Origin of the sequence: Bradyrhizobium sp. CCBAU 25360 (assembly GCF_028128695.1) — a bacterium.
GTDB lineage: Bacteria > Pseudomonadota > Alphaproteobacteria > Rhizobiales > Xanthobacteraceae > Bradyrhizobium > Bradyrhizobium ottawaense.
The window spans coordinates 51,213-74,665 of the sequence record NZ_LBJA01000027.1 but is presented as its reverse complement, the minus strand read 5'-3'; the positions used below and the strand labels follow the sequence as shown (position 1 = coordinate 74,665).

19 protein-coding genes are annotated in these 23,453 nt (G+C 64.5%); 8 read left to right on the top strand and 11 right to left on the bottom strand.

Translation table 11 applies throughout. The annotated features are described in order from the left end of the window. Positions 1-52 precede the first annotated feature (52 nt). Positions 53-772, top strand: coding sequence for a ribonuclease activity regulator RraA (locus tag XH81_RS05855; protein ID WP_028143861.1), 720 nt, complete (start codon positions 53-55; stop codon positions 770-772). 74 nt (positions 773-846) lie between these two features. Then, positions 847-1,938 (top strand): SMP-30/gluconolactonase/LRE family protein, encoded by a 1,092-nt coding sequence (locus tag XH81_RS05850; protein WP_028143862.1) that lies wholly within the window; start codon positions 847-849, stop codon positions 1,936-1,938. A gap of 211 nt (positions 1,939-2,149) precedes the next feature. On the opposite strand, the gene XH81_RS05845 is transcribed toward XH81_RS05850, so the two are convergent. After that, entirely contained in the window at positions 2,150-4,255 is a 2,106-nt protein-coding gene (locus XH81_RS05845; protein ID WP_028143863.1) for a S9 family peptidase, read from the bottom strand. Between the two features lie 142 nt (positions 4,256-4,397). On the opposite strand from XH81_RS05845, the gene XH81_RS05840 reads away from it, so the two are divergent. Continuing rightward, positions 4,398-5,834: an MBOAT family O-acyltransferase gene (locus XH81_RS05840; RefSeq protein ID WP_028143864.1), complete on the top strand. Its 1,437-nt coding sequence runs from the start codon at positions 4,398-4,400 to the stop codon at positions 5,832-5,834. Beyond that, positions 5,834-6,934, top strand: a complete 1,101-nt coding sequence (locus XH81_RS05835) for a hypothetical protein (RefSeq protein WP_028143865.1) — start codon at positions 5,834-5,836, stop codon at positions 6,932-6,934. Before XH81_RS05840 ends, XH81_RS05835 begins: the two co-directional genes overlap by 1 nt. A gap of 176 nt (positions 6,935-7,110) precedes the next feature. Here XH81_RS05835 and XH81_RS05830 read toward each other — a convergent pair whose 3' ends face one another. From XH81_RS05830 to XH81_RS05820, 3 genes are all read right to left on the bottom strand, one after another. After that, entirely contained in the window at positions 7,111-8,298 is a 1,188-nt protein-coding gene (locus XH81_RS05830; protein WP_028143866.1) for a pyridoxal-phosphate-dependent aminotransferase family protein, read from the bottom strand. A 106-nt stretch (positions 8,299-8,404) separates the two neighbouring features. Next, the gene (locus tag XH81_RS05825; protein ID WP_028143867.1) at positions 8,405-9,130 is read right to left on the bottom strand and encodes a thermonuclease family protein; all 726 of its coding nucleotides are present in this window, start codon (positions 9,128-9,130) and stop codon (positions 8,405-8,407) included. Positions 9,131-9,345: 215 nt separating this feature from the next. Beyond that, positions 9,346-11,073, bottom strand: coding sequence for a hypothetical protein (locus XH81_RS05820; RefSeq protein ID WP_271596080.1), 1,728 nt, complete (start codon positions 11,071-11,073; stop codon positions 9,346-9,348). A 432-nt stretch (positions 11,074-11,505) separates the two neighbouring features. Between XH81_RS05820 and XH81_RS05815 the strand changes: the two genes are divergently transcribed. Further along, positions 11,506-12,354, top strand: a complete 849-nt coding sequence (locus XH81_RS05815; RefSeq protein ID WP_028143869.1) for a caspase family protein — start codon at positions 11,506-11,508, stop codon at positions 12,352-12,354. A gap of 165 nt (positions 12,355-12,519) precedes the next feature. On the opposite strand, the gene XH81_RS05810 is transcribed toward XH81_RS05815, so the two are convergent. Continuing rightward, the gene (locus XH81_RS05810; RefSeq protein ID WP_028143870.1) at positions 12,520-13,410 is read right to left on the bottom strand and encodes an efflux RND transporter periplasmic adaptor subunit; all 891 of its coding nucleotides are present in this window, start codon (positions 13,408-13,410) and stop codon (positions 12,520-12,522) included. Between the two features lie 290 nt (positions 13,411-13,700). Between XH81_RS05810 and XH81_RS05805 the strand changes: the two genes are divergently transcribed. Next, positions 13,701-14,324, top strand: a complete 624-nt coding sequence (locus XH81_RS05805; RefSeq protein WP_028143871.1) for a PAS domain-containing protein — start codon at positions 13,701-13,703, stop codon at positions 14,322-14,324. 8 nt (positions 14,325-14,332) lie between these two features. Here XH81_RS05805 and XH81_RS05800 read toward each other — a convergent pair whose 3' ends face one another. The 4 genes from XH81_RS05800 to XH81_RS05785 all read right to left on the bottom strand — a co-directional run bounded on the left by XH81_RS05800 (position 14,333) and on the right by XH81_RS05785 (position 16,206). Further along, entirely contained in the window at positions 14,333-14,503 is a 171-nt protein-coding gene (locus XH81_RS05800; protein WP_018321596.1) for a hypothetical protein, read from the bottom strand. 71 nt (positions 14,504-14,574) lie between these two features. Next, positions 14,575-15,702: a lactonase family protein gene (locus XH81_RS05795; RefSeq protein ID WP_038973085.1), complete on the bottom strand. Its 1,128-nt coding sequence runs from the start codon at positions 15,700-15,702 to the stop codon at positions 14,575-14,577. A gap of 127 nt (positions 15,703-15,829) precedes the next feature. Then, positions 15,830-15,961 (bottom strand): hypothetical protein, encoded by a 132-nt coding sequence (locus XH81_RS05790; protein ID WP_256379486.1) that lies wholly within the window; start codon positions 15,959-15,961, stop codon positions 15,830-15,832. Positions 15,962-16,041: 80 nt separating this feature from the next. Then, positions 16,042-16,206, bottom strand: coding sequence for a hypothetical protein (locus XH81_RS05785; protein WP_162131006.1), 165 nt, complete (start codon positions 16,204-16,206; stop codon positions 16,042-16,044). 175 nt (positions 16,207-16,381) lie between these two features. On the opposite strand from XH81_RS05785, the gene XH81_RS05780 reads away from it, so the two are divergent. Next, positions 16,382-16,504, top strand: coding sequence for a hypothetical protein (locus XH81_RS05780; protein ID WP_256379453.1), 123 nt, complete (start codon positions 16,382-16,384; stop codon positions 16,502-16,504). Positions 16,505-16,748: 244 nt separating this feature from the next. Here XH81_RS05780 and XH81_RS05775 read toward each other — a convergent pair whose 3' ends face one another. Next, on the bottom strand, positions 16,749-18,947 hold the full coding sequence (locus XH81_RS05775) for a PAS domain S-box protein (RefSeq protein WP_083859368.1): 2,199 nt from the start codon (positions 18,945-18,947) through the stop codon (positions 16,749-16,751). A 204-nt stretch (positions 18,948-19,151) separates the two neighbouring features. Here XH81_RS05775 and XH81_RS05770 point away from each other — a divergent pair, with 204 nt between their 5' ends. Then, on the top strand, positions 19,152-20,519 hold the full coding sequence (locus tag XH81_RS05770) for an ABC transporter substrate-binding protein (protein ID WP_038950761.1): 1,368 nt from the start codon (positions 19,152-19,154) through the stop codon (positions 20,517-20,519). 240 nt (positions 20,520-20,759) lie between these two features. On the opposite strand, the gene XH81_RS05765 is transcribed toward XH81_RS05770, so the two are convergent. After that, positions 20,760-23,423 (bottom strand): bifunctional diguanylate cyclase/phosphodiesterase, encoded by a 2,664-nt coding sequence (locus tag XH81_RS05765; protein WP_038950760.1) that lies wholly within the window; start codon positions 23,421-23,423, stop codon positions 20,760-20,762. Positions 23,424-23,453 lie beyond the last annotated feature (30 nt).

Here is a 23,453-nt window from a genome sequence, read left to right as displayed (position 1 = left end):
GGGCCTGGCCCTGCGGGCCATCCCGGAATGACGAAAGAGAGAGTTCGACCAAATGACAAAACTCAGCGAAGCCACCCGCAACAAGCTCAAATCCGTCTCCACGGCCACGGTGGCCACCGCCTTGTTCAAGCGCGGCCTGCGGATCCAGATGATCCAGGACGTGCATCCGCTCGGTGCCGACCAGCCGACCATGGTCGGCGAAGCCTTCACGCTGCGCTACATGCCGGCGCGCGAGGATCTCAACACCATCGACGTCTTCAAGGATCGCTCCCATCCGCAGCGCAAGGCGGTCGAGGATTGTCCGGCAGGCAGCGTTCTGGTGATGGACAGTCGCAAGGACGCGCGCGCGGCCTCGGCAGGCGCGATCCTGGTGACGCGCTTGATGAAGCGCGGTGTCGCCGGTGTCGTCACCGACGGCGGCTTTCGCGATTCCGCCGAGATCGCCAAGCTCGGCATCCCCGCCTATCACCACCGCCCGTCGGCGCCGACCAATCTCACGCTGCACCAGGCGATCGAGATCAACGTGCCCATCGGCTGCGGCGATGCGCCGGTGTTCCCCGGCGACGTCATTCTCGGCGACGCCGACGGCGTGATCGTGATCCCCGCCCATCTCGCCGACGAGATCGCCAACGAAACCTTCGAGATGACGGCGTTTGAGGATTTCGTCACCGAGGAAGTCGGCAAGGGACGCGGGATCTTCGGTCTCTATCCCGCCACCGATCCGCAGACGCTCACCGACTTCGCGGAGTGGCGGAAGAAGAACGGCCGCTAAACCAAAACGAACTCACGTCAAGAAACGAGCCGGCGCATCAAGCGCCGGCCTTTTGGCAAGCAGGGAGGACTTCAATGAATTTCACGCGACGTAACCTCATGGCCGCCGCCGGCGCAGCGGCAGCATCGACGCTTCTCGCCCGCGCCGCCGGCGCCCAGTCGTTCCCGTTCACGCCGAACCAGCGCTACCCCGACCCCGCCGTCCAGATCCTCGATCCCAGCTTCGCAAAATACCGGCTCTATTCCTCGACGGTCGAGCAGGTCGCATCAGGCATGCGCTGGGCCGAAGGCCCGGCCTATTTCCCCGAGGGCGGCTATCTCCTGTTCTCGGATATTCCCAACAACCGGATCATGAAGTTCGACGAGAAGACCGGCCAGACCAGCGTGTTCCGCGCCAATGCCAATTACGCCAATGGCAATGCGCGCGACCGCCAGGGTCGTCTCGTCACCTGCGAGCACTCCGTGACCCGCCGCATCACCCGCACCGAGACGGACGGCACGATCACCGTGCTCGCCGACAAGTTCGAGGGCAAGCGGCTGAACGCGCCGAACGATATCGTGGTGAAGTCCGACGACAGCATCTGGTTCACCGATCCGCTGTTCGGCATCAATGGCGAGTGGGAAGGCAAGAAGGAAAAGGCCGAGCAGGCCACCACCAACGTCTACCGCATCGCCAAGGACGGCAAGATCAGTGCCGTCCTCACCGACCTCGTCAATCCCAACGGCCTTGCCTTCTCGCCGGACGAGAAGAAGCTCTACATCGTCGAGTGGAAGGGCACGCCCAACCGCAGCATCTGGAGCTACAATGTCGGCGACGACGGCGCGCTCAGCGGCAAGACCAAGCTGATCGACGCCGCCGACCAGGGCTCGCTCGACGGTTTCCGCGTCGACCGCGACGGCAATCTCTGGTGCGGCTGGGGCTCCAACGGCGCGCTGCAATCCGAGCCGACCGATGTCGGCGGCCGCAAGGTGTTTCAGCTCAAGGCCAGGCCCGAAGATCTCGACGGCGTCATGGTGTTCAACGCGGACGGCAAGCCGCTCGCCTTCATCAGGTTGCCCGAGCGCTGCGCCAATCTCTGCTTCGGCGGCCCGAAGAACAACCGGCTCTACATGGCGAGCAGCCATTCGGTCTATGCGCTGTATGTCGAGGCGCATGGAGCGGTGTGAGATATCTCGCGGCTCACACTCGATGTCGTCCCGGACAAGCGCAGCGAAGCGCCGATCCGGGACCCATAGAAACAGGGAGAAGTTTGGCGAAGATCGCCAGTTAGAAAGTCTTCCGGTACGGCCACCCGCACTCCATCGATACATCACGCGGTATGGGTCCCCGCCTTCGCGGGGACGACAGCGGAAGGTGTTGCGACGGCTGCGGCTATCGCTACACCCCGGCCTCCGCCACCCCCGCCGCCCACAGCGCGAACGCATAGACGATCGCGATTTCATCGAGCCGGTCGAACCGCCCCGACGCGCCGCCATGACCGGCGCCCATGTTGGTGCGCAGCAGGACCGGACCGCCGCCGCTCATGGTAGCGCGCAGGCGCGCGATCCATTTCGCCGGCTCCCAATAAGTCACGCGCGGATCCGTGAGCCCGCCCATCGCCAGGATCGCCGGGTACGCCTTCGCCGCGACATTGTCGTAGGGCGAGTAGGACAGGATCGTTCGAAAATCCTGCTCGCTCTCGATCGGGTTGCCCCATTCCGGCCATTCCGGCGGCGTCAGCGGCAGGGTGTCGTCGAGCATGGTGTTGAGCACGTCGACGAACGGCACTTCGGCGACGATCCCTGCGAACAATTCGCCGGCACGGTTGGCGACCGCGCCCATCAGCATGCCGCCGGCCGAGCCGCCATGGCCGACGATGCGCTTTGCGCCCGTGTACTTCGCGTCGATCAGCGCCTGCGCGCTGGCGGCGAAATCGTCGAACGAATTCGTCTTCTTCTCGCGCTTGCCGTCGAGATACCAGCCCCAGCCCTTGTCAGCGCCGCCGCGGATATGGGCGATGGCGTAGACGAAGCCGCGGTCGACCAGCGACAGGCGGTTGGCGTTGAACGAGGCCGGCATCGCCATGCCGTAGGAGCCGTAGCCATAAAGCAGCAGCGGCGCCGTGCCGTCGAGCTTGAGCCCGCGGCGGTAGAGGATCGACACCGGCACCTCGGCGCCGTCATGCGCCTTTGCCGTGATGCGCGTGGTGACGTAATCGGCCGCGTTATGGCCCGACGGAATCTCCTGGCGCTTGCGCAAGGTGCGCGTGCGCTTGACCATGTCGTAGTCATAGACTTCCGACGGCGTCGTCATCGACGAATAGGCAAAGCGCAAATTCGTCGTCTCGAATTCGTAGGAGCCCATCGTATCCAGCGAATAGGCGGCCTCATCGAAGGCGATGGCATGCTCCTCGTTCGAGACGAGATCGCGGATCACGATCGCCGGCAGCGCATTGGCGCGCTCCAGCCGCACCAGATGGCCGGCATAGAGATCGAGGTCGATGAGGTAGATGCCGGGACGATACGGGATCAGATCGCGCCAGTTCTTGCGCTCGGGCGAAGAAAGCGGCGCGGTGACGATCTTGAAGTCGATGGCATCGTCGGCATTGGTGAGGATGAAGAGCTGATCGCCGCGATCGGCCAGCGAATATTGCACGCCTTCCTCGCGCGCCGCGACGAGGCGCGGCGGCGCCCCGGGGTTGGCGAGATCGATCAGCCGCTGCTCCGAGGTCTCGTGGTCGCCGCCAGCGATGACGCAGAAGCGGCCGCTGGTGCTCTCGTGCAGATGGGTGAACCAGCCGGCATCCTGCTCTTCATAGATCAGCGTGTCGTCGGCCTGTTTGGTGCCGAGCCTATGCCGCCACACCTGCATCGGACGATGGTTGTCGTCGAGCTTCACGTAGAAGAAGCTCTTGCAATCCGCGGCCCAGACCACGCCGCCATCGGTCTCCTCGACCACGTCGTCGAGATCCTTGGCCGTTGCCCAGTCGCGCACGCGGATCGAAAAATATTCCGAGCCCTTGGTGTCGGCGCTCCAGGCCTGCAGCTTGTGATCATAGGAGTGCCGGCTGCCGCCGAACCTGAAATATTTGTGGTCTTTTGCAAGCGCATCGCCGTCGAGCACGATCTCGCCGTCGCCGCCGTCGCGCGGCATGCGGCCGAACAGCTCGTGCTGTCCACCCTCGCGAAACCTGCGGAAATAGGCAAACGGGCCGTCCGGCGACGGCACGCTGGAATCGTCCTCCTTGATCCGCCCGCGCATCTCCCGCACCAGCGTCTTCTGCAGGCCGGCGGTGTGGCCGAGCAGGCTGTCGGTGTAGACGTTCTCCTCATCCAGATATTTGCGGATGTCGGGATCCAGCACTTTGGGATCGCGCAGCACCTCCTGCCATTTCGCGTCCTTCAGCCAGGCATAGTCGTCGGTAACGGTGATCCCGTGCCGCGTGAAGGAATGCGGCCGGCGCGGGGCGACGGGGGGCTGGGAAGGGGTTTTGGCCTGGGTCACTCGGTCCTCATCTCAATACGTGTTCCATCTTATATCGTCCCGACTCCACGAATTGCCAGCACGACTCCGCCAGGCCTGCCGGGTTGTTGACCGGCCCCTTGTATGCTTTACGGACCAATATCCCCGCCGCCGGTCCAGCCTGATGCTGTTCAATTCCTACCCGTTCATCCTGTTGTTCCTGCCCGTCGTGCTGGCCGGCTATTTCTGGCTCGGGCGGCGCAGCAATCTCACCCCGGTGATCTGGCTGGCGCTGGCCTCGCTCGCCTTTTACGCCATCGGCAACTGGCAGTTCGTGGCGCTGTTGCTGCTGTCGATCGCCTTCAATTACGGCGTCGGCCATCTCCTCATCGTGGCGAAGCTCGGCCCGTCGCACCGCAAGGCGGCGCTCGCGCTCGGTGTCGTCGGCGATCTTCTCGTGCTCGGCATCTTCAAATATGCCGGCTTCCTCACCGAGAACCTCAACGCCTTGTTCGGCACGCATGCCGCGGTTCACATCCTGCTGCCGGTCGGCATCTCCTTCTACACGTTCACGCAGATTGCGTTCCTGGTGGACGCCTATCGCGGGCAGGTCGCAGCCTATGCGCTGCCGCACTACGCGCTGTTCGTGACTTATTTCCCGCATTTGATCGCCGGGCCGATCCTCCACCACAAGGACATGATCCCGCAATTCGAGCGGAAGGAGACGAAGCGTCCGGACGGACATCTCATGTTGTGCGGTGTCATCATCTTTGCCATCGGCCTGTTCAAGAAGACCTGTCTCGCCGACGGCATCCAGCCGCTGGTCGCACTCGCCTTCGAGGCGCGCTCGCCGAGCTTCGACCAGGCCTGGCTCGGCGCACTTGCCTACACGTTCCAGCTCTATTTCGATTTCTCCGGCTATTCGGACATGGCGATCGGGATCTCGCTGATGTTCGGCATCTTCCTGCCCGTGAATTTCAACTCGCCCTACAAGGCGTCCAGCATCGTCGAGTTCTGGCGCCGCTGGCACATGACGCTGTCGCAATTTTTGCGCGACTATCTATATATCCCGCTCGGCGGCAACCGCCACGGCCGCGTGCTGCGCTACCTCAATTTGATGATCACGATGCTGCTGGGCGGGCTCTGGCACGGTGCGGCCTGGACTTTTGTCATTTGGGGCGCGCTGCACGGCGCCTATCTCTGCGTCAATCACGCTTTCAACGCCCTGATGCCAACCATTCCGTCGGTCCTTGCGCGTCCGGTTCGCATTGCCGGAGCAGCGTTGACGTTCCTCGCCGTCGTCGTCGCCTGGGTGTTCTTCCGCGCCGAGAGCGTCGCATGGGCGGTGCGCGTCCTTCACGCCATGGCCGATCCCTCGAACATCGTCTTCGGCCGTGAGGAGATCGCGGCGCTGGTGCTGATCTCCATCCACGCTGCGCTGGTGTGGCTGGCGCCGAACACGCAAGGCATCTTGGGATACGATCACGCTAACCGCCGGGTCGGCGAGAACTTGCGGGCAGGGCGCATGCGGCCGCTGTTTCTCTATGGCGCATCTCTGGTGCTTGCGTTCGGCATCTTGGGCATCCAGAGCCACAGCGAATTCATCTATTTCCGGTTCTGATGCGCGGGCCGTTCACCAGTCTCAAGCGTCTTCTGCTCGCGAGCATCGCATTCGTGCTCGGTGCGGCCGTGCTCACCTACGTCGTCGATCCCCTGCAGCTGTTCCGCCCCTCGCGCACCGCCTTCTATTCCGACGACACGCGCGTGCAGAATGCCGGGCTGATCCGCAGCCAGTCGTTCGACACCGCCTTCATGGGCACCTCGCTCGCGATCCATTTCCGCCAGAGCGACATCGACCGTGCGCTCGGCGTTCGCTCGCTCAAGCTGGCGATGACCGGCTCCAACTCACGCCAGCAGGCCTTCGTGCTGGAGCAGGCGATCGACCGCGGCGCGAGGCGCGTGATCTGGGCGATGGACGATTTCATCTTCGTCGATGCGGCCGACATCGAGGCCGATCCCTATCTGTCCGTCGATCTCTATCGCGGCACGACCAAGGGCATCGCGTCCTATCTGTTCAGCGCCGCGATGGCGAAAGAGGCGCTGTTCGCGCTGCTGCGGTCGGTCCCGCCGTTGCAAGGGCCGCTGACTCGCGCGGCGCCGTTTCTTCCCGTCAAGTTCGCGCTGGCTGATGTCGACGACATCTACGCGCTGCCGCGGGATTTCGATGTCGCGCGCGAGTACAATGCGAAGAGGACGCTCGCCGCCTTCGCCTACATCACGAGCCCCATGCGCAGCCGCTTTCTCGGCGAAGGCTACGGCTATGACGCCATGGCCGGGCATTTCGAGCGCGATGCCGTCGGCCTGATCACGCGCCACCCCGACGTGACCTTCGACATCTACTTCCCGCCCTATTCGGTCCTGCAATTCGTTGCAATGCGCGATGCCTCGCCCGAGACGCTGAAGATCGTCACTGACCTGACGGCAGTCGTCGCGCAGCGCCTCACGCAGCTTCCCAATGTGCGTCTGCACGATTTCCGCGCGATCAAGGCGGTGACGCACGATCTCGATAATTACGGCGACGTCATCCACCATTCGCCGGCGGTGGACGCGATGGTGCTGCAGTGGCTGGCGAGTGGGAAGCATCGGGTCGATCCGAAGCAGCCGACGGCGTCGCTGGATGAGCTGAAGTCACAGGTCGAGGCGTATCGTGTGCCGAAGTAATCGCGGCAGACTCAGTCGTCGTCCCTGCGAACGCAGGGACTCATAACCCCAGGAAGGAGTTTGGCGAAGACAAGCAGCGAAAAGTCTGGGCGCGGTATTGCGACCGCGCCCCATCGATAAATCCCGCGGTATGGGTCCCTGCGTTCGCAGGGACGACAGCGTAGTATGTGGCGCCTCTACACCGCCACCTCGTCGCCGAGATACGCCACCGCCGCCTCCAGTCCGCCCATGCCGTGCGGGATCTTCAGGGCGTTCAGGCCGATCTCGATCACCCCGAGCGTGCCGAGCAGCATCGGCGCGTTGACATGGCCCATATGGGCGATGCGGAAGGCCTGGCCCGAGAGGTCGCCGATGCCGGTGCCGAGCACCACGCCGCACTTGTCCTTGCAATAGCGTTGCAGCACCGCCGGGTCATGGCCGTTGCTCATGGTCACCGTGGTCACGGTGTTGGAGCGCTCGCTGGCCTCCGCCACGTTGAAGCCGAGCACCTGGCCTTCCGACCATGCGCCGACCGCGCGGCGTGCGGCTTCGCCGAGCAGGCTGTGGCGGCGGAAGGCGTTCTCCAGGCCTTCCTCGTGCAGCATGTCGATCGCCTTGCGCAAAGCGAACAAGAGATGCACCGGCGCGGTGCCGGCGTATTTGCGATAATTCTCGGTGCCCTCGCGCTCGCTCCAGCTCCAATAGGGCGTCGACATGTTGGCCTTCTTGTGCACCTCGAGCGCGCGCGCATTGGCGGCGACGAAGCCGAGGCCGGGGGGCGTCATCAGGCCCTTCTGCGAGCCGGACATCGCAACATCGATGCCCCATTTGTCCATCTCGAACGGCATGCAGCCGAGCGAAGCGACGGTGTCGACCATGTACAGCGCCGGATGGCCGCTCGCCTTGATCGCCTTGCCGATCGCCTCGATGTCGTTCTGCACGCCCGAGGCCGTGTCGACCTGGACGACGACGACGGCCTTGATGGTGTGCTCCTTGTCGCGGCGCAGGCGCTCCTCGACCTCGTGCGGCCGCACCGCGCGGCGCCAGTCGCCCTTGAGCACCTCGACCTCGGCACCCATCAGCGCCGCCGCATTGCCCCAGCCGATCGCGAAACGGCCACTCTCCAGCACCAGCACCTTGTCGCCGCGCGACAGCACGTTGCTCAGCGCCGCTTCCCAGGCGCCGTGGCCGTTGGCGATGTAGATGTAGGACTTGCCCTTGGTCGAGAACAGTTTCGAGATGTCGCCGAGCAGGCTCTCGGTCAGGTCGAGCATCTCCTTGGAGTAGATGTCGATCGCCGGACGATGCATCGCCCGCAGCACCTCGTCGGGCATGGTGGTGGGCCCGGGGATGGCCAGAAATTCCCGGCCCGCGCGAACGGTCATTGCTTTTGATCCTTGTTGCTTGAGAACGGACTGGTGAGTTTGCTGAATCACGTTTTACGCGCCGTGAACCCCCAAGAAAAGCACGCAAAACGCAGGTCTGGGGCTCTCATCTCTTGGTCTCGCGGCAGCCGGCGGCTTCCGCCTCTTCGACCGAGCAGAACCAGCGGGTGCCCTTGCTGATCTTCATCTTGATCTGGGTGTACCAGCGGCTGGTCGGCTGGTGAAAGATGCATTCGCCGGCGCTGTTGACGTTGCCCTTGATGGTGCAATCCGGGGAGGGCGCCACCGGTCCCGAGGCCGAGGCGAGCAGCACCGCATGCGCCCCGTCGGGCGGCTTGGTGGCGCCGAGGATGACGGTCTTCTTGTTGCGCTCACGCCAGTCCCAGGGCGCGATGAAGGCGCCCTGCCACATCCCGGCTTTTGCCTCGCGCGCGGCGGCCTCGTCGGGCTCGTAGTCCTTGGAGATGCGGGTGTAGGCCAGCGCCCAGCCGCTGCGCACCAGCCATTTCTGGATGTCCTCGCCGCCGACCTCGCAGCGCGCCACGGTGCGGCCGCGCCGGTCGATCGAACGGGTATGGCAGACCCAGCTCTTGCCCTCGGCGTATTTGGCGAGTTCGTCCCGCGCCGCGACGCCGCAGGTCCAGCGTTCGCTCTTGGTGTTGAGGCAGAGCTGGTCGACCGCGGGCGCATCGATGCCGCCGAGCCGGATCCGCGTGTTGCCGATCACCACGGCATCGCCGGCGCGCACCTTTGCCGTGCCGGTGATGTCCGTGGCCAGTGCCAGTGACGGGAGAGCGAGGAGAGACAGCGCAATCAGGACTTTTCGCAACATGCCGGCCCGCGTGTTGGGGACAATTTCGATAGATCGCGCAATTGTGGTCGGCTTTTGGCCATCGGGCCAGCTTATGCCTAACGGAGAGGCTTTCAACTTCCCGTCATCGTCGAAGGTCTCGTAGGGTGGGTTAGCCGGAGGCGTAACCCACCGCTGTTGGCATCCGCGGGTGCTGAAATGGTGGACTACGCTTCGCTAATCCACCCTACGAAGACCTACCCCCGCGTCATCGCCCGCTTCGCCACCGCGAGCCCCATCAGCACGAACGCCGACGTCACCTCCGGCCCGCCCACCAAAATCCGCGTCGGCGTCTTCATCTTGTTCCACTCATAGGCGCGGAACGGGCCGCGGCGGCCGCCTTCGCCGAGACCGGCGACGATCACGTTCAGTGCCGGCGCAAAGGCGCGCGGGTCGGCGCCGAGATGGCCGAGCGCGATCAGCGCCAGCGCCGCGTCGAACACGTTCATCTCCGCGGCCATCAGCTCGCCCTTGACGTAGGACAGCACGCGATGGCGGATGAAGTCGAAATCGCCTGCGGGATCGATCGCGGCCTGGGCCGCCAGCGGCAGCGCCAGGAACGCCGCATAGCAGCGGCCGAAATACGCACTGTAGAGCTCGGGCAGATAATAGATGTGCGAGCGCGGATTGGCGAAGGCGCCGCTCGCCGCCAGCCGCTTCTGGAAACCGATGATGCGGTGCACCGTGGCGAGCCGCGCCGGCGTCTCCAGAATTTTCCAGCGCGCCAGGTTGCGAAAGCTCACCTCGAGAATGTCGAGATTGAGCGTCGGATCGAGATCGTTGCCGTAGGGACGCTCGCCCTTGAGGTTGTCGATCCAGGTCGCGACGCCGCCCTCATAGTCGATATTGTCGTTGAGCGGCACGGTCACGCGCGGCTCGTTGACGCCGGCGCGCACCTGATAGCCGGCATAGAAATCCAGCAGCGGCTGATCGATGATCTCATCAAGGCAGCCGGCCTGCGTCGCAGCGGAGATCGAGCAGGCCGTGGTGTCGCAATCCGGCACGTAAACGCCGAAGCCGAGATCCTGCTTGATCTGCGCGAAGTAACGGGAAAAGCGCGGATGCGGCGCGGGCGCCAGCGCGGTGACGACGTTGAAGCGCTCACCGTCGATGCCGTCGACCTCCTCGCGGCTGATGTTGACGCAGAAATCCACCATGTCGGCGATGGCGCGCTCGGCTGCAATCTTGTCGGCCGGCGAGGCGAGTCCGGTCTCGCCATAGCTCAGCAGCGCTTCGATGAAGAACGCATCGTAATAGGCCGAGCGGTGGCGGATCTGCACCGGTTCCCACATCGGCTCCGCGATGCCGGTCCAGGGCGGATTGACGACGGCGCGCGCCGGCGTGCGCGCGATGAAGACACGGGCGAGGTTGAACAGCAGCGAGGAATTCTTGTAGCCGCGTGCGTTGAGGCCCGTGAGCGCCATGATCAGCTCGCGCCCACGAAAGTCAGGGTCGCCGATCAGATTGAAGGCGGCGTAGGTCGGCAGAAAGCCGTTTCGGCGGTACGAGCCGAGCAGATGCTGCGCGCAGTCGCGGATCACGCCGTCGATCTGCGCCTCTGGCGGCGCGGAGCCGGTGAACATCGCCGGCGGCGGCCTGGGATGGTCGAGCGCGATGCTGTCGACGAGATCGGCGACAGGCTGGCCGACCGCCGCCCAGTCCGGCTCGGCCTCGTCGCGGGCGCGCGCCAGCGCCGCGCGCAGCGCCGTCAGCCTGGCCTCGTCGCGCAGCTCGGGCAGTCCGGCCCGCCGCAGCAGCACCCGCAGCGCGGGGTTGCCGAGCGCGGTCTTGTAGAATTTGGCCAGATGCGGATCGCCGCTGGCCGCAGCAGACAAGACGGGATCGCAGACGTCGTAAAGCGAGGGGCCGTCCTTCCGCGCGGTCAGCGCCCGGCAGGCGGCGCCGGCAAAATAATGAAAGCTCATGAAATACCTGGTCGCGGGGCCTTTGGCGGGGTTTTGGCCGGGGGCCGGCCAGCGCGCTTCCAGCCACGCGCCACCCCCTGCAAGTCGTTGAAAAGGCTATCCGGATTCGCAGGAAATACAAATGTGATGGAAGTCACGGAAAAAGCCGGCACGAAGGCTGCAGGATCGAGGCTCGAAAAGGCTGTCGGGGAGGGAAAACCAACAAATCTGCGCAGGAGAATTAACGAATATCGTCAGTGGCTTAGCTCAAATTTTGGGCAATCTATTGCCGGGCACCCTATATGCGGTTAAAGGTTTGTTTGGTGCGGCGCCGCAAATTGCGCGCAATTCGGGGGCACATCCCCGGCCAATCCCTCAAACCTAAAGACGCTATCGCGCTACTCAAACAGTGTGCGCGCGTGTGGCTGGTCTTTGGCACAGGAAACGAACGAGATGAATGTAAAGCAGCTCGACCTTTCCCGACGCACCATCGCGTTGGCCGCCGCCCTGATCGGCACGGTCTCGCTGGTGATCGGCGCCCATGCTGCTCTCAACATGCGCGCGATCGATGCTGCCAAGGCCGTCTCCACCGACCAGATCACCGGCTCGATCGGCCAGACCTCGCGCCTGGCGCTGGTCATCGGCAATGGACATTATCCCGACGCCAGCGCGCCGCTGACGCAGTCGATCAACGACGCCCGCGCGCTGTCCTCGTCGCTGCGCAAGAACGGTTTTGACGTCGACATGGTCGAAGACGCGACCAAGGACGACATGGTCCGCGCCGTGGGCCGCCTGAAGTCCCGGATCAAGCGCGACACCGTCGTCATGCTGTTCTTCGGCGGCTACGGCGTGCAGGCGGGACGCGAGAGCTACATGCTGCCGGTCGATGCCGTGATCTGGAAGGAAAGCGACGTCCGCCGCCAGGGCGTCTCGATCGACGGCGTGATCGACATGATGAAGGAGCAGGGCGCCAAGGCCAAGCTCGTCGTCGTCGACGCCTCCCGCCGTAACCCCTACGAGCGCCGCTTCCGCTCCTACAGTCACGGTCTCGCGCCGATCAGCGCGTCCGACAACGCGCTGATCCTGTCCTCGGCTTCGCCCGGCAAGGTCGTCGACGACGGCAAGGGCGAGCACAGCGTGCTGGTCAGCGAGTTCCTGAACAACCTCAGTGCGAAGGGCAGCGCCGAAAGCGTCTTCAACAAGACCCGCGTCGCCATCTCCCGCGCCAGCGAAGGCGACCAGGTCCCGACCGTCTCCTCATCGCTGCTCGAAGACGTCCATTTCGGCGAAGCCGGCGGCTAGTTTCTATCAAATTTACGATCTCTCGTGCCCCGGACGCGGCGCATCATGCAATGATGCGACGCTGAGCCGGGGCCCAGTTTTTTTGACCGTCGCTGTGTGACGAGATGGGTCCCGGCTCTGCGCAGCAGCGTTACACCCTGCAGCGCGTCCGGGACACGAGGAAGCCTACTTCGCCGCTTCCGCGGCCATCACCGGGCGCACCGGATCGCCTTCGCGCAGGAGCGCGCCGGCGCGCGCGACGACGACATCGCCGTCGTTGAGGCCGTCACGGACCTCGATATTGCCGCCCGACATCAATCCGACCTCGACACGCTTGGTCTCGACGCGGTTGCGGCGGATCACCTGCACCACGGTGCCGGCGGATGAATATTGCACGGCGGTCAGCGGCACCGCGACGTTGCAGCTCTGCCCGGTCTTGATCAGCGCGCGTCCGCTCGCCTTCAGCAGCAGCCGCTTCTGCGAGGAGATGCCGATATAGACCATGCCCTGCTGGATGTTCGGCTCCACGGTCGGACCGATGCGGCGCACCTTGCCGTCGATGTCGCCGGCGCCCGCGATCCGCACGGTCGCCGGCTGATTGACCGCGAGCTTGCGCATGTCGGTGGTTGCCACCAGACCGACGAGATCGTATTCGCTGCGCGCCACGATCGTGAACAAGGCCTCGCCCTTGGCCGAGGCGAAGTTGCCGATCTGCGCGGTCGACGTCGCGATCACGCCCGCCACCGGTGCGGTGACCTGCAGCGTGCCGCCCTCGGGGAGCGCCAGCCGCGCCAGCACCTGGCCGGCGGTGGTGGTGTCGCCGGCTTCGGCCAGCACGTCCGTGACCTTGAGGCCCGGACGTTCGGGCCGCACCGAGGTTTCCTCCCGCGCGATGATCGTGCCGGTGGCCTCGACGATGTCGGAGAAGCAGGATTTTGCGACCTTCAGCACCGTGACCGCCGGCCCCCTGGGCGCGTCGTCATCGGCGGCTGCGGCCGGATCGGGACCGAGGATGAGCATGCCGGCGACGGCTGCGGGGCACAGGCTTCGAACGACGGCACGGGGCAAATGACGCATCGGAAATTCCACGGGGGCTATGCCTCCAATCGATAGCAGATGGCAGGGCTGCGGACTACGGCAGCGTTGTCCCAAAAAGGGTGGCCACGCCGCCGCGGGCCGTCGCAGCAAGTCTTTGATTAGTCGCTGGATTGGGCAACAGGTTCGCTTTTCCCGGGCGGGCGCGCCGCGGTCGGCACTACTCCCAAAGTGCCGCCGATCACGGTCTTCTCATCTGCCGGGGGCGCCTGTAAGGAACTAGAATCAGGATGACGCGGCAGGGCGGCCGCACAGCTCATGGTCGAGGCGGTATGCAACGGTTCGTTTGCGAGCAGAATATCGTTCATTTCGAGCGGCTGCTCAATGAAACGGCCGACCCGACGGTCCAGAACACCGTGCGCGCGCTGCTGGCATCGGCCAAGCGCCAGTTGGCGCTGCTGAACTCGGCGGCATCAGGGGCCGATACGACGCCGTTCGAACAGCGCCGGCGGCAGCACGGCGACACCGACACGATCCGGCAGCAATTCCAGCCCGAATTCGATGCCTCCCCGCATCCCTATATGCTGCTGGACCCGGGGCCGGGCCTCGTGATCGTCGACGTCAACGATGCCTATGCAGCCGCGACTTTGACCAGCCGGGCCGAAATCGTCGGCCGCTCGCTGTTCGAGATGTTCCCTGATAATCCCGACGATCCGCTCGCCGATGGCGTCAGCAATCTCTACAGCAGCTTGAGGATCGTCGGCGAAACCGGGCGGGCCCATGCCATGGCGATCCAGCGTTACGACATCCGCGATCCCGGCGGCACCTTCGTCGAGCGTCATTGGCAGCCGATCAACTCGCCGATCCACGACACGACGGGCCATCTGGTCTATCTGCTGCACCATGTCGAGGACGTCACGGCGCAGGTCACGGCACAGGTCGCGGCGCGGGCCTAAACGGCCCGTCAGCCGCGGCGCTCACCCAGCAGCTTGCCGTTGGCCCGGTCGATCAAATGCAGGCGCGTGCAGGCCGGACAGGACACCGACACATGCGTGCGGTCGGCGGGCTCGTCGCCGAGCCGATGCTGCACGTTCATGCCGGTCTGCGGGCATTTGAAGACGATCTGACGGTCCATGACCGATGATATGACGACAAGGCGCGCCTTCCGAAATTACGGATGATTACGTAGGTCGGCGGCGGCGCCCCTCACGGCAGGTTCAGGAACTCCACCCAGTTCGGCTTCTTGCCGGTGGGGTAGGATTTCAGCCTGGCCAGCGCGCCGCTGCCCTGGTCGATCGCATAGACCGTCATGCTGTCGGAGAGCTCGCCGACCGCGGCGAGGTAGCGCCCCGTGGGATCGATGTGGAAGCCGCGCGGCTGCTTCTCGGTCGGCACGCTGCCGATCGTGGTCAGCTTGCCGCTGGCGGCGTCGACCTTGTAGGCTGTGAGCGTGTTGGTGGTGCGCTCGGAGGCGTAGAGGAAGCGGCCGTCCGGAGTGATGTGGATGTCGGCGGCCCAGGGTTTTCCCGAAAAGCCTTCCGGCAGCGCCGTGGTGCGCTGGATCTCGTCCCAGGCGCCGCTCCTGGCCTCGTAGGTGAATGCGGCGACGTCGCCGTTCAGCTCGTGGATGAGATAGACGAACTTGCCATTGGGGTGGAATACGAAGTGCCGCGGCCCGGATTTCTCCGGCACTTTGTGGGCGGGCGGATCGTTCGGCGTCAGCGTGCCGGTCGTGGCATCGAACGCGAAGCCCAGCACCTGATCGGAGCCGAGATTGGTTGCGAACACGAAGCGGTTGTCGGGCGAGGGCAGGAAGGCGTGCGCGTTCAGCCCGGTCGGGATCACCTGCTTCGGCTCGCCGGCGACGCCGTTGGCGGAAAGCGGATTCAGCGCGACCTTGTTGCCGCCATAGGAGGCGCTGAACAGGAATTTTCCGCTGCGGTCGACGGCGATGTTCGCCATGCTGTCCGCGAGCGGTCCGTTGCCGATAGGACTGAGCTGGCCCGTCTTGGGATCGATCGCAAAGCTGACCGCCTGGAATGGCTGCGAGCGGACACCGACAATCAGCACGCGGTGGTCGGGCGTGATCGCGAGCGGCGTCGAGGAGCCGGGCTTGTCGACGCCCTTGAAGGCGGCCGTCTGCACGGGCGTCATCTCGCCGCTCTCGGTCATCTTGAACACGCTGATGTCGTTGCTGTCGGCGTTGCCGACATAGGCGAAGGTCTCGGCCATGCCGGCGTGGACTCCAGAAATGAGAGTGAGGGCTGCGAACAGGGTGGTGGCGATCGCGGCGCGTGGCGCTTTAGATGCGATGCGTCGGGTCGATCTCAACATGGGCTCCTCCTGAGGGCCGGTCGCGGCCTTGTCGTTTTGCCGGCGAGGATAGCGGGCGGCGCGCCGCCGCACCAAATTCCAGTTGGGATCGATCGATGCCGAAATTGTATCGGTCGCCGGAGAACGGCTACCGCATCGCCGCGGTCCGGGAGGGCAGATGCGGACTGGACGGATGAGCGGGTGGTCCGAGCACAGTCCAGACGGCGACCGCCACCAGAGCGGACGTCAGGATGGTCCAGGTGATGAGTCGTTTCCGCATCTGGTCGAATCCGTCGCTGTCATGAAGCTGCGGGGCACCGGAATCGTGCACTGCAAACCGCGACAATCCTATGAACTCGTTCACAGGCGAAAACGGCCGGCGCAAGGCGAACCAATGCCGCGCGAGCGCATTGAACCGGCATGCCCCGTGAAAACGATCTCGAAGGTAAGCCCGACATGGGCGGCAAGCATGGCGGTCAGGCCGGTCAGCCCAAGTCGCCGCCGCGCCCGCACCAAGGCGAACATGATGAGGACGTCGTGGCAAAGCGCCACACCGGCCAAACCGATCAGGCGTCGCCGCCGACCAAATCAAAATAGCGTCTTGCCGCGCGGTCCTGCCGCGCCTCGTGTTGGGAACCGCGGCATCGCTCTGCCGTTACCCGTTCCCGCAGGCTGAGAGATTGAAAACGGAGGCTGGCTCGTGTTTTGGATTTATTGGAACACCGCCTGGTCGCTGATCATCAGCGGCATCATGGTTGCCACCATCGTCAGCCACCCCGATTCCGAGTTTGTCGAAGTGCAGGCCGCCAGACGGTCGGTGTGAACATCCTGTCCTTGTGGAGTTCGTCGCGGCTCAAATCATGCTGCCCGGCATGAAGCAGCGGATGATGCGAACCAGCCCTTGAGCGGCGAGTTCGCGTATCGGCCGTCGTCGCGAGCCTGCGCGGCGAGGCCCCCTGCTCCCAGGATGTCGGTAAGTGACCCCGAAGCAGACGTTCTGAGCTGCTGGCGATCACAGCCGGGCTTCTGCCGCCGAGAACAGTCGTTCGCTCCGCGGTCCTGCAATCTCATACCGCCGACATCGGGTCGACGTGTCCGGAGGGAACAGTTTCGTCTGGTTCTACAGGCAGCGTGAACTGAAAGATGGCGCCCCTAGGTTCATTTGCGCCGGCCCACATCCGTCCACCGTGCGCCTCGATGATCGAATGGCAGATGGCCAGACCCATGCCCATCCCCTTGGATTTTGTGGTGAAGAAGGGGTCGAAGAGGCGGTCCATCGTCCTCGGGTCCAGTCCCGGACCAGAATCCCGCACGCTGACGAATACGCCGTTCGAGGCAGTTCTGCCGGTGCTGATCAGCAGCTCCCGCACCCCATCGCCCATTCCTCCCATCGCCTCGACTGCATTGATGATCAGGTTGAGGATCACCTGTTGAACCTGGACCCGATCCGCTTGAATCGGTGGAAAGTCCTCCGCAAGTCGCGTCCGCACCAGTACGCCATTCTTGGCCGCTTCGAGACGGGTCAGGGCGATGACCTCAAGTACCACCGGGTTGATCTCCAACGCTACCCTCTGTTGAGGCGCCTTCTTCACCAGGGCCCGGATCCGCCCGATTACATCGCCGGCTCGCAGACCGTCGTTGACGATACAATCGAACATCTGCCGGACCTGCTCCAGATTCGGCGGCTGGGCAGCCAGCCAGGACAATCCGGCCTCGGCGTTGGTGACCATCGCGGTGATCGGCTGGCTGACTTCATGGGCGATCGAGGCCGCGAGCTGCCCCATCATGGTGACGCGATTGGCGTGCGCGAGCTCCGCCTGCGCAGAGCGCAAGGCCTCTTCGGCCCGCTTGCGTTCGGTGATGTGCCGCCCGACGCCGCGGTAGCCGATGAAGCACCCCGTCTTATCGAACACCGGCAGCCCCGAGACGGACACATAGCGCTTGCTGCCGTCGCGGGCCGGCCTAGCGAGCTCAAAATCACGGAACGACAGATGGGCATCGAGCGTTTCCCGGTGCTTGCGCCAGGCCTCTGCGTCAGGCTCAAGGTAAGGCACTTCCCAGCGCGTCTTACCGATCTCCGACTCCGCCGCCGGCGCGTCGACGAGGCTCTCCGCGAATTCCTGGCGGGTAAAGCGATGCTGCGCGTCGGTCTCCCAGTACACGTCGAAGGAGAATTGCACGAGGGTGCGAAAGCGCTCCTCACTCTGGCGCAACGCCTCTTCCGCCCGCTTGCGCTCGGTCAAATCAAGGATGAAGCCAACGCCTTGATTTGTACCCTCTTCGAACATCGCCCCGCCGATTAGCACGGACACACGGCTTCCGTCTTTACGCAAATACTCCTTCTCGAATGGCGCGAGGGTCCCGATCAGCTCCAGCTCCGCAATGTTACGTGCGTCGAGGTCGCGCCATTCCGGCGGCGTCAACATCGTACGGTGCAGGCGTCTCGCGGCGAGATCCTCGCGGTCGTAACCCACGATACGCAGAAACGCGTCGTTGGCCTCAAGTATGCAACCTTCGAGGTTCCAGATCATGACCCCTATGATGTTGGAGTCGACGAGGCGTCGAATCTTCCTGTCGCGCTCCAGGAGATCGCTGTGGAGCTGCACGTTCTCCTCGGTTGCCTTTCTCCGCCGCTTCGCCTCGATCCGCGCGAGCGCCATCGCGGTCCCCACCAGGACGGCGCCGATGACGCCGGCTGCGAGGCCAAGCCGCGTCCTGCGTCGTTCGAGGTCCCCGGCGCGCTTCTCCCAACCTACGAGCTGAAAACGCTCAACGTCCTGCAACAGGTCGATTTGCAATCGGATATCGTCCATGCCGCGGATCATTGCCTGGGCCGCCTGCCCGGATACGCGGGCCGCCGTTTTGACGAGGTCGTCGATCTCACGCAGCTTTTCTGAAATGATCAGAGCCAGATGTCCGGCGCGAAAACTCTGTAACGGATCGTTTGCGACCAGAGTCTGGAGCGCCTCAGTCTCCCGTCGTACGCTTTCGTCCGAGACGCCGTAAGCCTTGAGATAAGCCGGGTCGAGGGTGAGCAGATACCCGCTCCTTTCAGTCTCCAGGTCGACGATGATCGTCCGAAGCCGATCAAGGGTGTCAATGACCTGGCCGCTGTGCTCGAGCGAGAGATTGATCGCCTCGCCGTCACGCCAGCTTTGGAGACCGAGCAATCCGGTCACCGCGGACAACGTCAGAAGCGCTGCAATCACAGGGATCAGCGGTCGTGCAAACCATCGCGAAAAGTGGCTCCGAGCAAAAGCTGGCATCGGCTTCGTGTCTTCGGTGACCGCCCGGCGGTCGCGTGATAGAATGGCGGGCAGCGCATGCACGCAACGATAGCACATGCGCGTTGGCGCGGGACCCGGGAACCCAACATTCCCGGCCACGCATCCCGGCTTCGCAATGGCGCGAACTGACGGATATGGCTCAGCTTCGCATCCTGTGAATGCCATAGCTGGGGGAGCACCATCATGGATGGAAACTCATCAAGCGGTCGCGCGCCCGTCAGCCGGCGCAGCTTCGCCAAGGGATTGGGCGCTGCGGGAGCAGTCTTGCCGGCCTTCACCATGTTACCGCGCACGAGCTTGGCCGTGGATGACCAGGCCTATGCCAGCGCCGCAATCGACTGGAAGCAGTTTGCGGGGCAGGCGATCACGCTCGCAGGTGCGATCCATCCCTGGTCCAGTGCGATCACGCCGCTGTTGCCGGATTTCACCAAGCTCACCGGCATCAACGTCGTGACCGACTTTGCACCGGAAACCACATACCTGAGCGCGATACCGATCAGGCTCGCACGCGGCAGCAGTACACCTGACGTTTGCATGTTCGCCACGTACGGCCAGGGCATCTCCGGAGGGTGGCTCGAGCCGCTGAACGCTTATTATTCCAAGAAGTCGCTGACCGATCTTGTTTGGTATGACGAGCGCGATCTTCTCAAGACCGCCCGGACTTTCTCGCTGTGGCCGGACGGCGAGAGATACGGCTTCACGATCACGTCCGAGGCGATGACCCTGTTCCTCAACAGCGAAATGTTGGCAGCCAAGGACTTGCCGGCTCCCCAGACTTTCGACGAACTGCTCGCGACCGCCAGGGCAGTCAAGACCGATGCGATATCGGGAATCGCGATGCGAGCCCAGGCGGGCGGCAATTCCACCCCAGCGGCCATGGCTTTCGTGTTCTCTTACGGTGGCGCCATGATCAAGGACAACAGGGCCGCTTTCGCGAGCCCTGAGGCGATCGCGGCCGTCGACATGTACGGACGGCTGCTCCGCGAGGCCGGGCCTATCGGGGTCGGCAGCTATGAATGGTACCAGGTGCTGGACGATTTCCTGCAGGGCAGGACAGCAATGGCGATCGATAGCAGCAACTTTGCGACCGACATCTCCAATCCAGCGAAGAGCCATGTCGCCAAGCAGGCGGGGTTTGCAGCCTTTCCGCATCTCCCCGGCCGCGAACCCGTCCCCTTCATGTCGCACTGGCAGGCGTGCATCAATTCCAAATCAAAGAACAAGCAGGCCGCTTTCCTGTTCCTGCTATGGGCAACGAGCAAGCCGACCTCGTTGCGGACCGCAGCTGCGGGACTGGCAACGACACGGCTGTCGGCCTGGTCGAGCGAGGCTTTCAATAACGCATTCGGCCGGCAAGCAGCCGAGGCAGCACTGAGCAACTTGCAAAAGGCCGATGTCGATCGCGCCAAGGCAATCCTTTTCCACCCGCAATCGAGACCCATCCAGGATGTCTTCATGATTGGCGTTAATGAAGTCGTGTCCGGAGTCAGATCGGCAAAGGATGCAATGATCGCCGCGGCTGAAAAGGCCAATGCCGCGATCCGTGGATAAGGGAGCCGTCCCGAAGCAGTACGCGCGTCATGGCTCGCGCGAGTAGGGCGGATCAACGTCGGCTGGCCGATGGACGGCGGACCTCATCGCCGGCTGTGGCTGACAGCCGAGTGTGACCCATTGCAGAGTCGACGAGATTGATGTGGTAGAAGTCTTTCTCAGTCCAAGTTTGTCCGGCGGGTTAGGCCGCACTTGTGAGATGCATAAACTCCGCAGCGTTTTCCTTTCAGCGTCGCGCCGCTAAGCCGCAACCGCCTGCGACGCCAGCAGCTGCTTCAGCTTCGCAGCCGGCACGGCCGGGCTGAACAGCCAGCCCTGCATCTGGCTGCATCCCAGCCGGCGCAGCACCTCGCGCTGGGCTTCGGTCTCGACGCCTTCGGCGGTCGTCGCCATGTGGCGGGCCGCGGCCATGTGCACCACGGCCTGCACGATCGGGGAGGAATCTTCGGACTGACCGATGTCGTTGATGAAGCTGCGGTCGATCTTGATCTTGTCGAACGGGAAGCGGTGCAGATAGCTCAGCGAGGAATAGCCGGTACCGAAATCGTCCAGCGCGATGCGCACGCCGAGCTCGCGCAGCTGCTGCAGGATCGTCAGCGCCTCCTCGTCGTCGCGGATCAGCACGGTCTCGGTGATCTCGAGCTCGAGCCGGCCCGGTGCAAGTCCGGACTCCGCGAGCGCGGCAGCGACCTTCAACGCCAGCGTCCGCGAGCGGAACTGCACCGGTGAGACGTTGACGGCGATGTGAATCTGGCCGGGCCAGGAGGCGGCCTCACGGCAGGCCTGCTTCAGTACCCATTCGCCGATCTCGCCGATCAGTCCGGTATCTTCCGCCACGGGAATGAAATCCGCCGGCGAGACCATGCCGCGCTCGGGATGGCGCCAGCGCAGCAGCGCTTCGCAGCCGGTCACGACATTGGCCGCGAGATCGACCAGCGGCTGGTAGTGCACCTCGAACTCGCCGCGGGCGAGGGCCTGGCGCAGATCGAGCTCGAGCTGACGGCGCAGCCGCGCCTTGGCGTCGTATTCGGGCGCGAAGATGCGGAAGGTGCGGCGTCCCTCTGACTTCGCCGCATACATGGCGAGATCGGCGCGCTTGAGCAAATCGTCGAGATTGTCGCCATGGTCGGGCGCGATCGCGATGCCGATGCTGGCATCGGTCGGGACCTCCTGGCCCTTGCAGTCCACCGGCGTGCGCAGCGTCGTCAGGATCTGCTCGGCGAGCGCCGTCAGCTCGGCCGGATCGCTCGTGCCGGCCTTGACGATGGCAAACTCGTCGCCGCCGAGCCGCGCGACGAGGTCGTTGCCGCTGACGCAGGCGCGCAGGCGCATCGCCACCTGCCGCAGCAATTCGTCGCCGACCTCGTGTCCCAGCGAATCGTTGACGCCCTTGAACTCGTCGACGTCGATATAGAGGATGGCGAACGGCTTGCCTTGGGTAAGCTCCGCCACGCGCCGCTCCAGATGGCCGCGCAGCAGCACCCGGTTGGGCAGGTCGGTCAGCGCGTCGTAATGCGCCATATGGGCGATGCGCTCGTCGGCGCGGATGCGCGCGGTGACATCGTCGTGGGTCGCGAGCCAGCCGCCGGCAGCGCCGGGCTGGTTCTTGATCTCGATCAGGCGGCCGTCCGCGGTCTCCACGATGGCGCTCTGGGTGCGCCCGACATGGCTCAGAATGTCGTCGCAATAGGCCCCGACGTCGCCATGGAACGAGCCGGTGTCATGGCGGTGCCGGATCACGTCGCGGAAAGTGGTGCCGGGCTTCACCACGTCGGCGGACAGGCCGTACATCTCGATGTAGCGCCGGTTGCAGACGATCAGCCGCTCGTCCTGGTCGAACATCAGGAGCCCTTGCGTCATCGTGTTCATCGCGGTGTCGAGCCGCTGCTTTTCGAGCGAGAGCCGGTTCGTCACCTGGCGGAAGATCAGGAACAGCGTCAGCACCAGCAGGCCGATCGACAGCACGGCGACGGTGACGAAGAATTTCGTCTGCGTGCGCCAGGTCGCAAGCGTCGCATCCAGCGACTTGGTCGCGACCACGACCAGCGGCTCGCCGGCGAGCAGGCGCGAGGCGACGATGCGGTCCTTGCCGTCGATCGGGCTGGCGAGCTGCGTGGTGACAAAGGTGCGGTCGAACACCGCCACCTGCTCCGGCGTGCCCTTGCGAAAGTTCTGCCCGATCATCGCATCGACACGCGGAACGCGCGCCAGCAATTGGCCGTTCTGGTGGTGCATCGCGATCGAGGATTCCTCGCCGAGCCCGGTCGAGGCGAAGAAGGATTCGAACTGCTCGGGCGCGATCGCGCGCGAGACCAGCCCGAGGAATTCGCCATGCGGGCCGGACACGCGCCGCGCGAACACGATCGCCGGTCCGCTGCCGAGCCGGCCGTTCACCACCTCCACGTCTTCCTGCGCAGTCGGATCGTTCTTGAGGCGGTTGAAGTAGCCGCGGTCCGCGACCGAGACGTCGGGGACCGGCCAGCGCCGCGACGAGTTGATCAGCATGCCCCTGGAATCGAACAGATTGGCGCCGGCGACGTCGGTCCAGCCGCTGGCTTTCGCACGCAGCACCTCGTGCATGGCCAGCGTGCCCATCTCGCTGCGGAAGATGTCGGCGGATTCGATGCCGCGGCTCTCGAGCTCGGTGATGATGCTCTTCTGCAGCACCGCGAAATCCTCGAACTCGCGGTCGAAATGCCGGGCCAGCAGGCGCACGGAATTTTCAAGGCTGTCGCGGCCGCTCTCGATTGCATTCTGCCGGAAGCGGTCGACGGTGAGCGCGGTGCCGATTGCGGTCGCGGCCATCAGCACGAAGCCGCCGACGATCAGCCATGTCAGTGGCGCTCCCCGCCAGCGACGGAGCAGCGCGCGCATGCGCGCGGTCCATCGGATCGATGTGCCCATCCAGCCCTCCCGTGGGATGCAAGGTGCAGC

Bases quoted from the DNA above. Each gene is read 5' to 3' on its own strand.
- XH81_RS05790 (WP_256379486.1), bottom strand. From the start codon at position 15,961: ATGCGGAAACGACTCATCACCTGGACCATCCTGACGTCCGCTCTGGTG.
- XH81_RS05855 (WP_028143861.1), top strand. From the start codon at position 53: ATGACAAAACTCAGCGAAGCCACCCGCAACAAGCTCAAATCCGTCTCC.
- XH81_RS05775 (WP_083859368.1), bottom strand. From the start codon at position 18,947: ATGCCAGCTTTTGCTCGGAGCCACTTTTCGCGATGGTTTGCACGACCG.
- XH81_RS05765 (WP_038950760.1), bottom strand. From the start codon at position 23,423: ATGGGCACATCGATCCGATGGACCGCGCGCATGCGCGCGCTGCTCCGT.
- XH81_RS05840 (WP_028143864.1), top strand. From the start codon at position 4,398: ATGCTGTTCAATTCCTACCCGTTCATCCTGTTGTTCCTGCCCGTCGTG.
- XH81_RS05810 (WP_028143870.1), bottom strand. From the start codon at position 13,410: ATGCGTCATTTGCCCCGTGCCGTCGTTCGAAGCCTGTGCCCCGCAGCC.
- XH81_RS05820 (WP_271596080.1), bottom strand. From the start codon at position 11,073: ATGAGCTTTCATTATTTTGCCGGCGCCGCCTGCCGGGCGCTGACCGCG.
- XH81_RS05805 (WP_028143871.1), top strand. From the start codon at position 13,701: ATGCAACGGTTCGTTTGCGAGCAGAATATCGTTCATTTCGAGCGGCTG.
- XH81_RS05785 (WP_162131006.1), bottom strand. From the start codon at position 16,206: ATGTTCGCCTTGGTGCGGGCGCGGCGGCGACTTGGGCTGACCGGCCTG.
- XH81_RS05850 (WP_028143862.1), top strand. From the start codon at position 847: ATGAATTTCACGCGACGTAACCTCATGGCCGCCGCCGGCGCAGCGGCA.
- XH81_RS05815 (WP_028143869.1), top strand. From the start codon at position 11,506: ATGAATGTAAAGCAGCTCGACCTTTCCCGACGCACCATCGCGTTGGCC.
- XH81_RS05825 (WP_028143867.1), bottom strand. From the start codon at position 9,130: ATGTTGCGAAAAGTCCTGATTGCGCTGTCTCTCCTCGCTCTCCCGTCA.
- XH81_RS05795 (WP_038973085.1), bottom strand. From the start codon at position 15,702: ATGTTGAGATCGACCCGACGCATCGCATCTAAAGCGCCACGCGCCGCG.
- XH81_RS05800 (WP_018321596.1), bottom strand. From the start codon at position 14,503: ATGGACCGTCAGATCGTCTTCAAATGCCCGCAGACCGGCATGAACGTG.
- XH81_RS05835 (WP_028143865.1), top strand. From the start codon at position 5,834: ATGCGCGGGCCGTTCACCAGTCTCAAGCGTCTTCTGCTCGCGAGCATC.
- XH81_RS05770 (WP_038950761.1), top strand. From the start codon at position 19,152: ATGGATGGAAACTCATCAAGCGGTCGCGCGCCCGTCAGCCGGCGCAGC.
- XH81_RS05830 (WP_028143866.1), bottom strand. From the start codon at position 8,298: ATGACCGTTCGCGCGGGCCGGGAATTTCTGGCCATCCCCGGGCCCACC.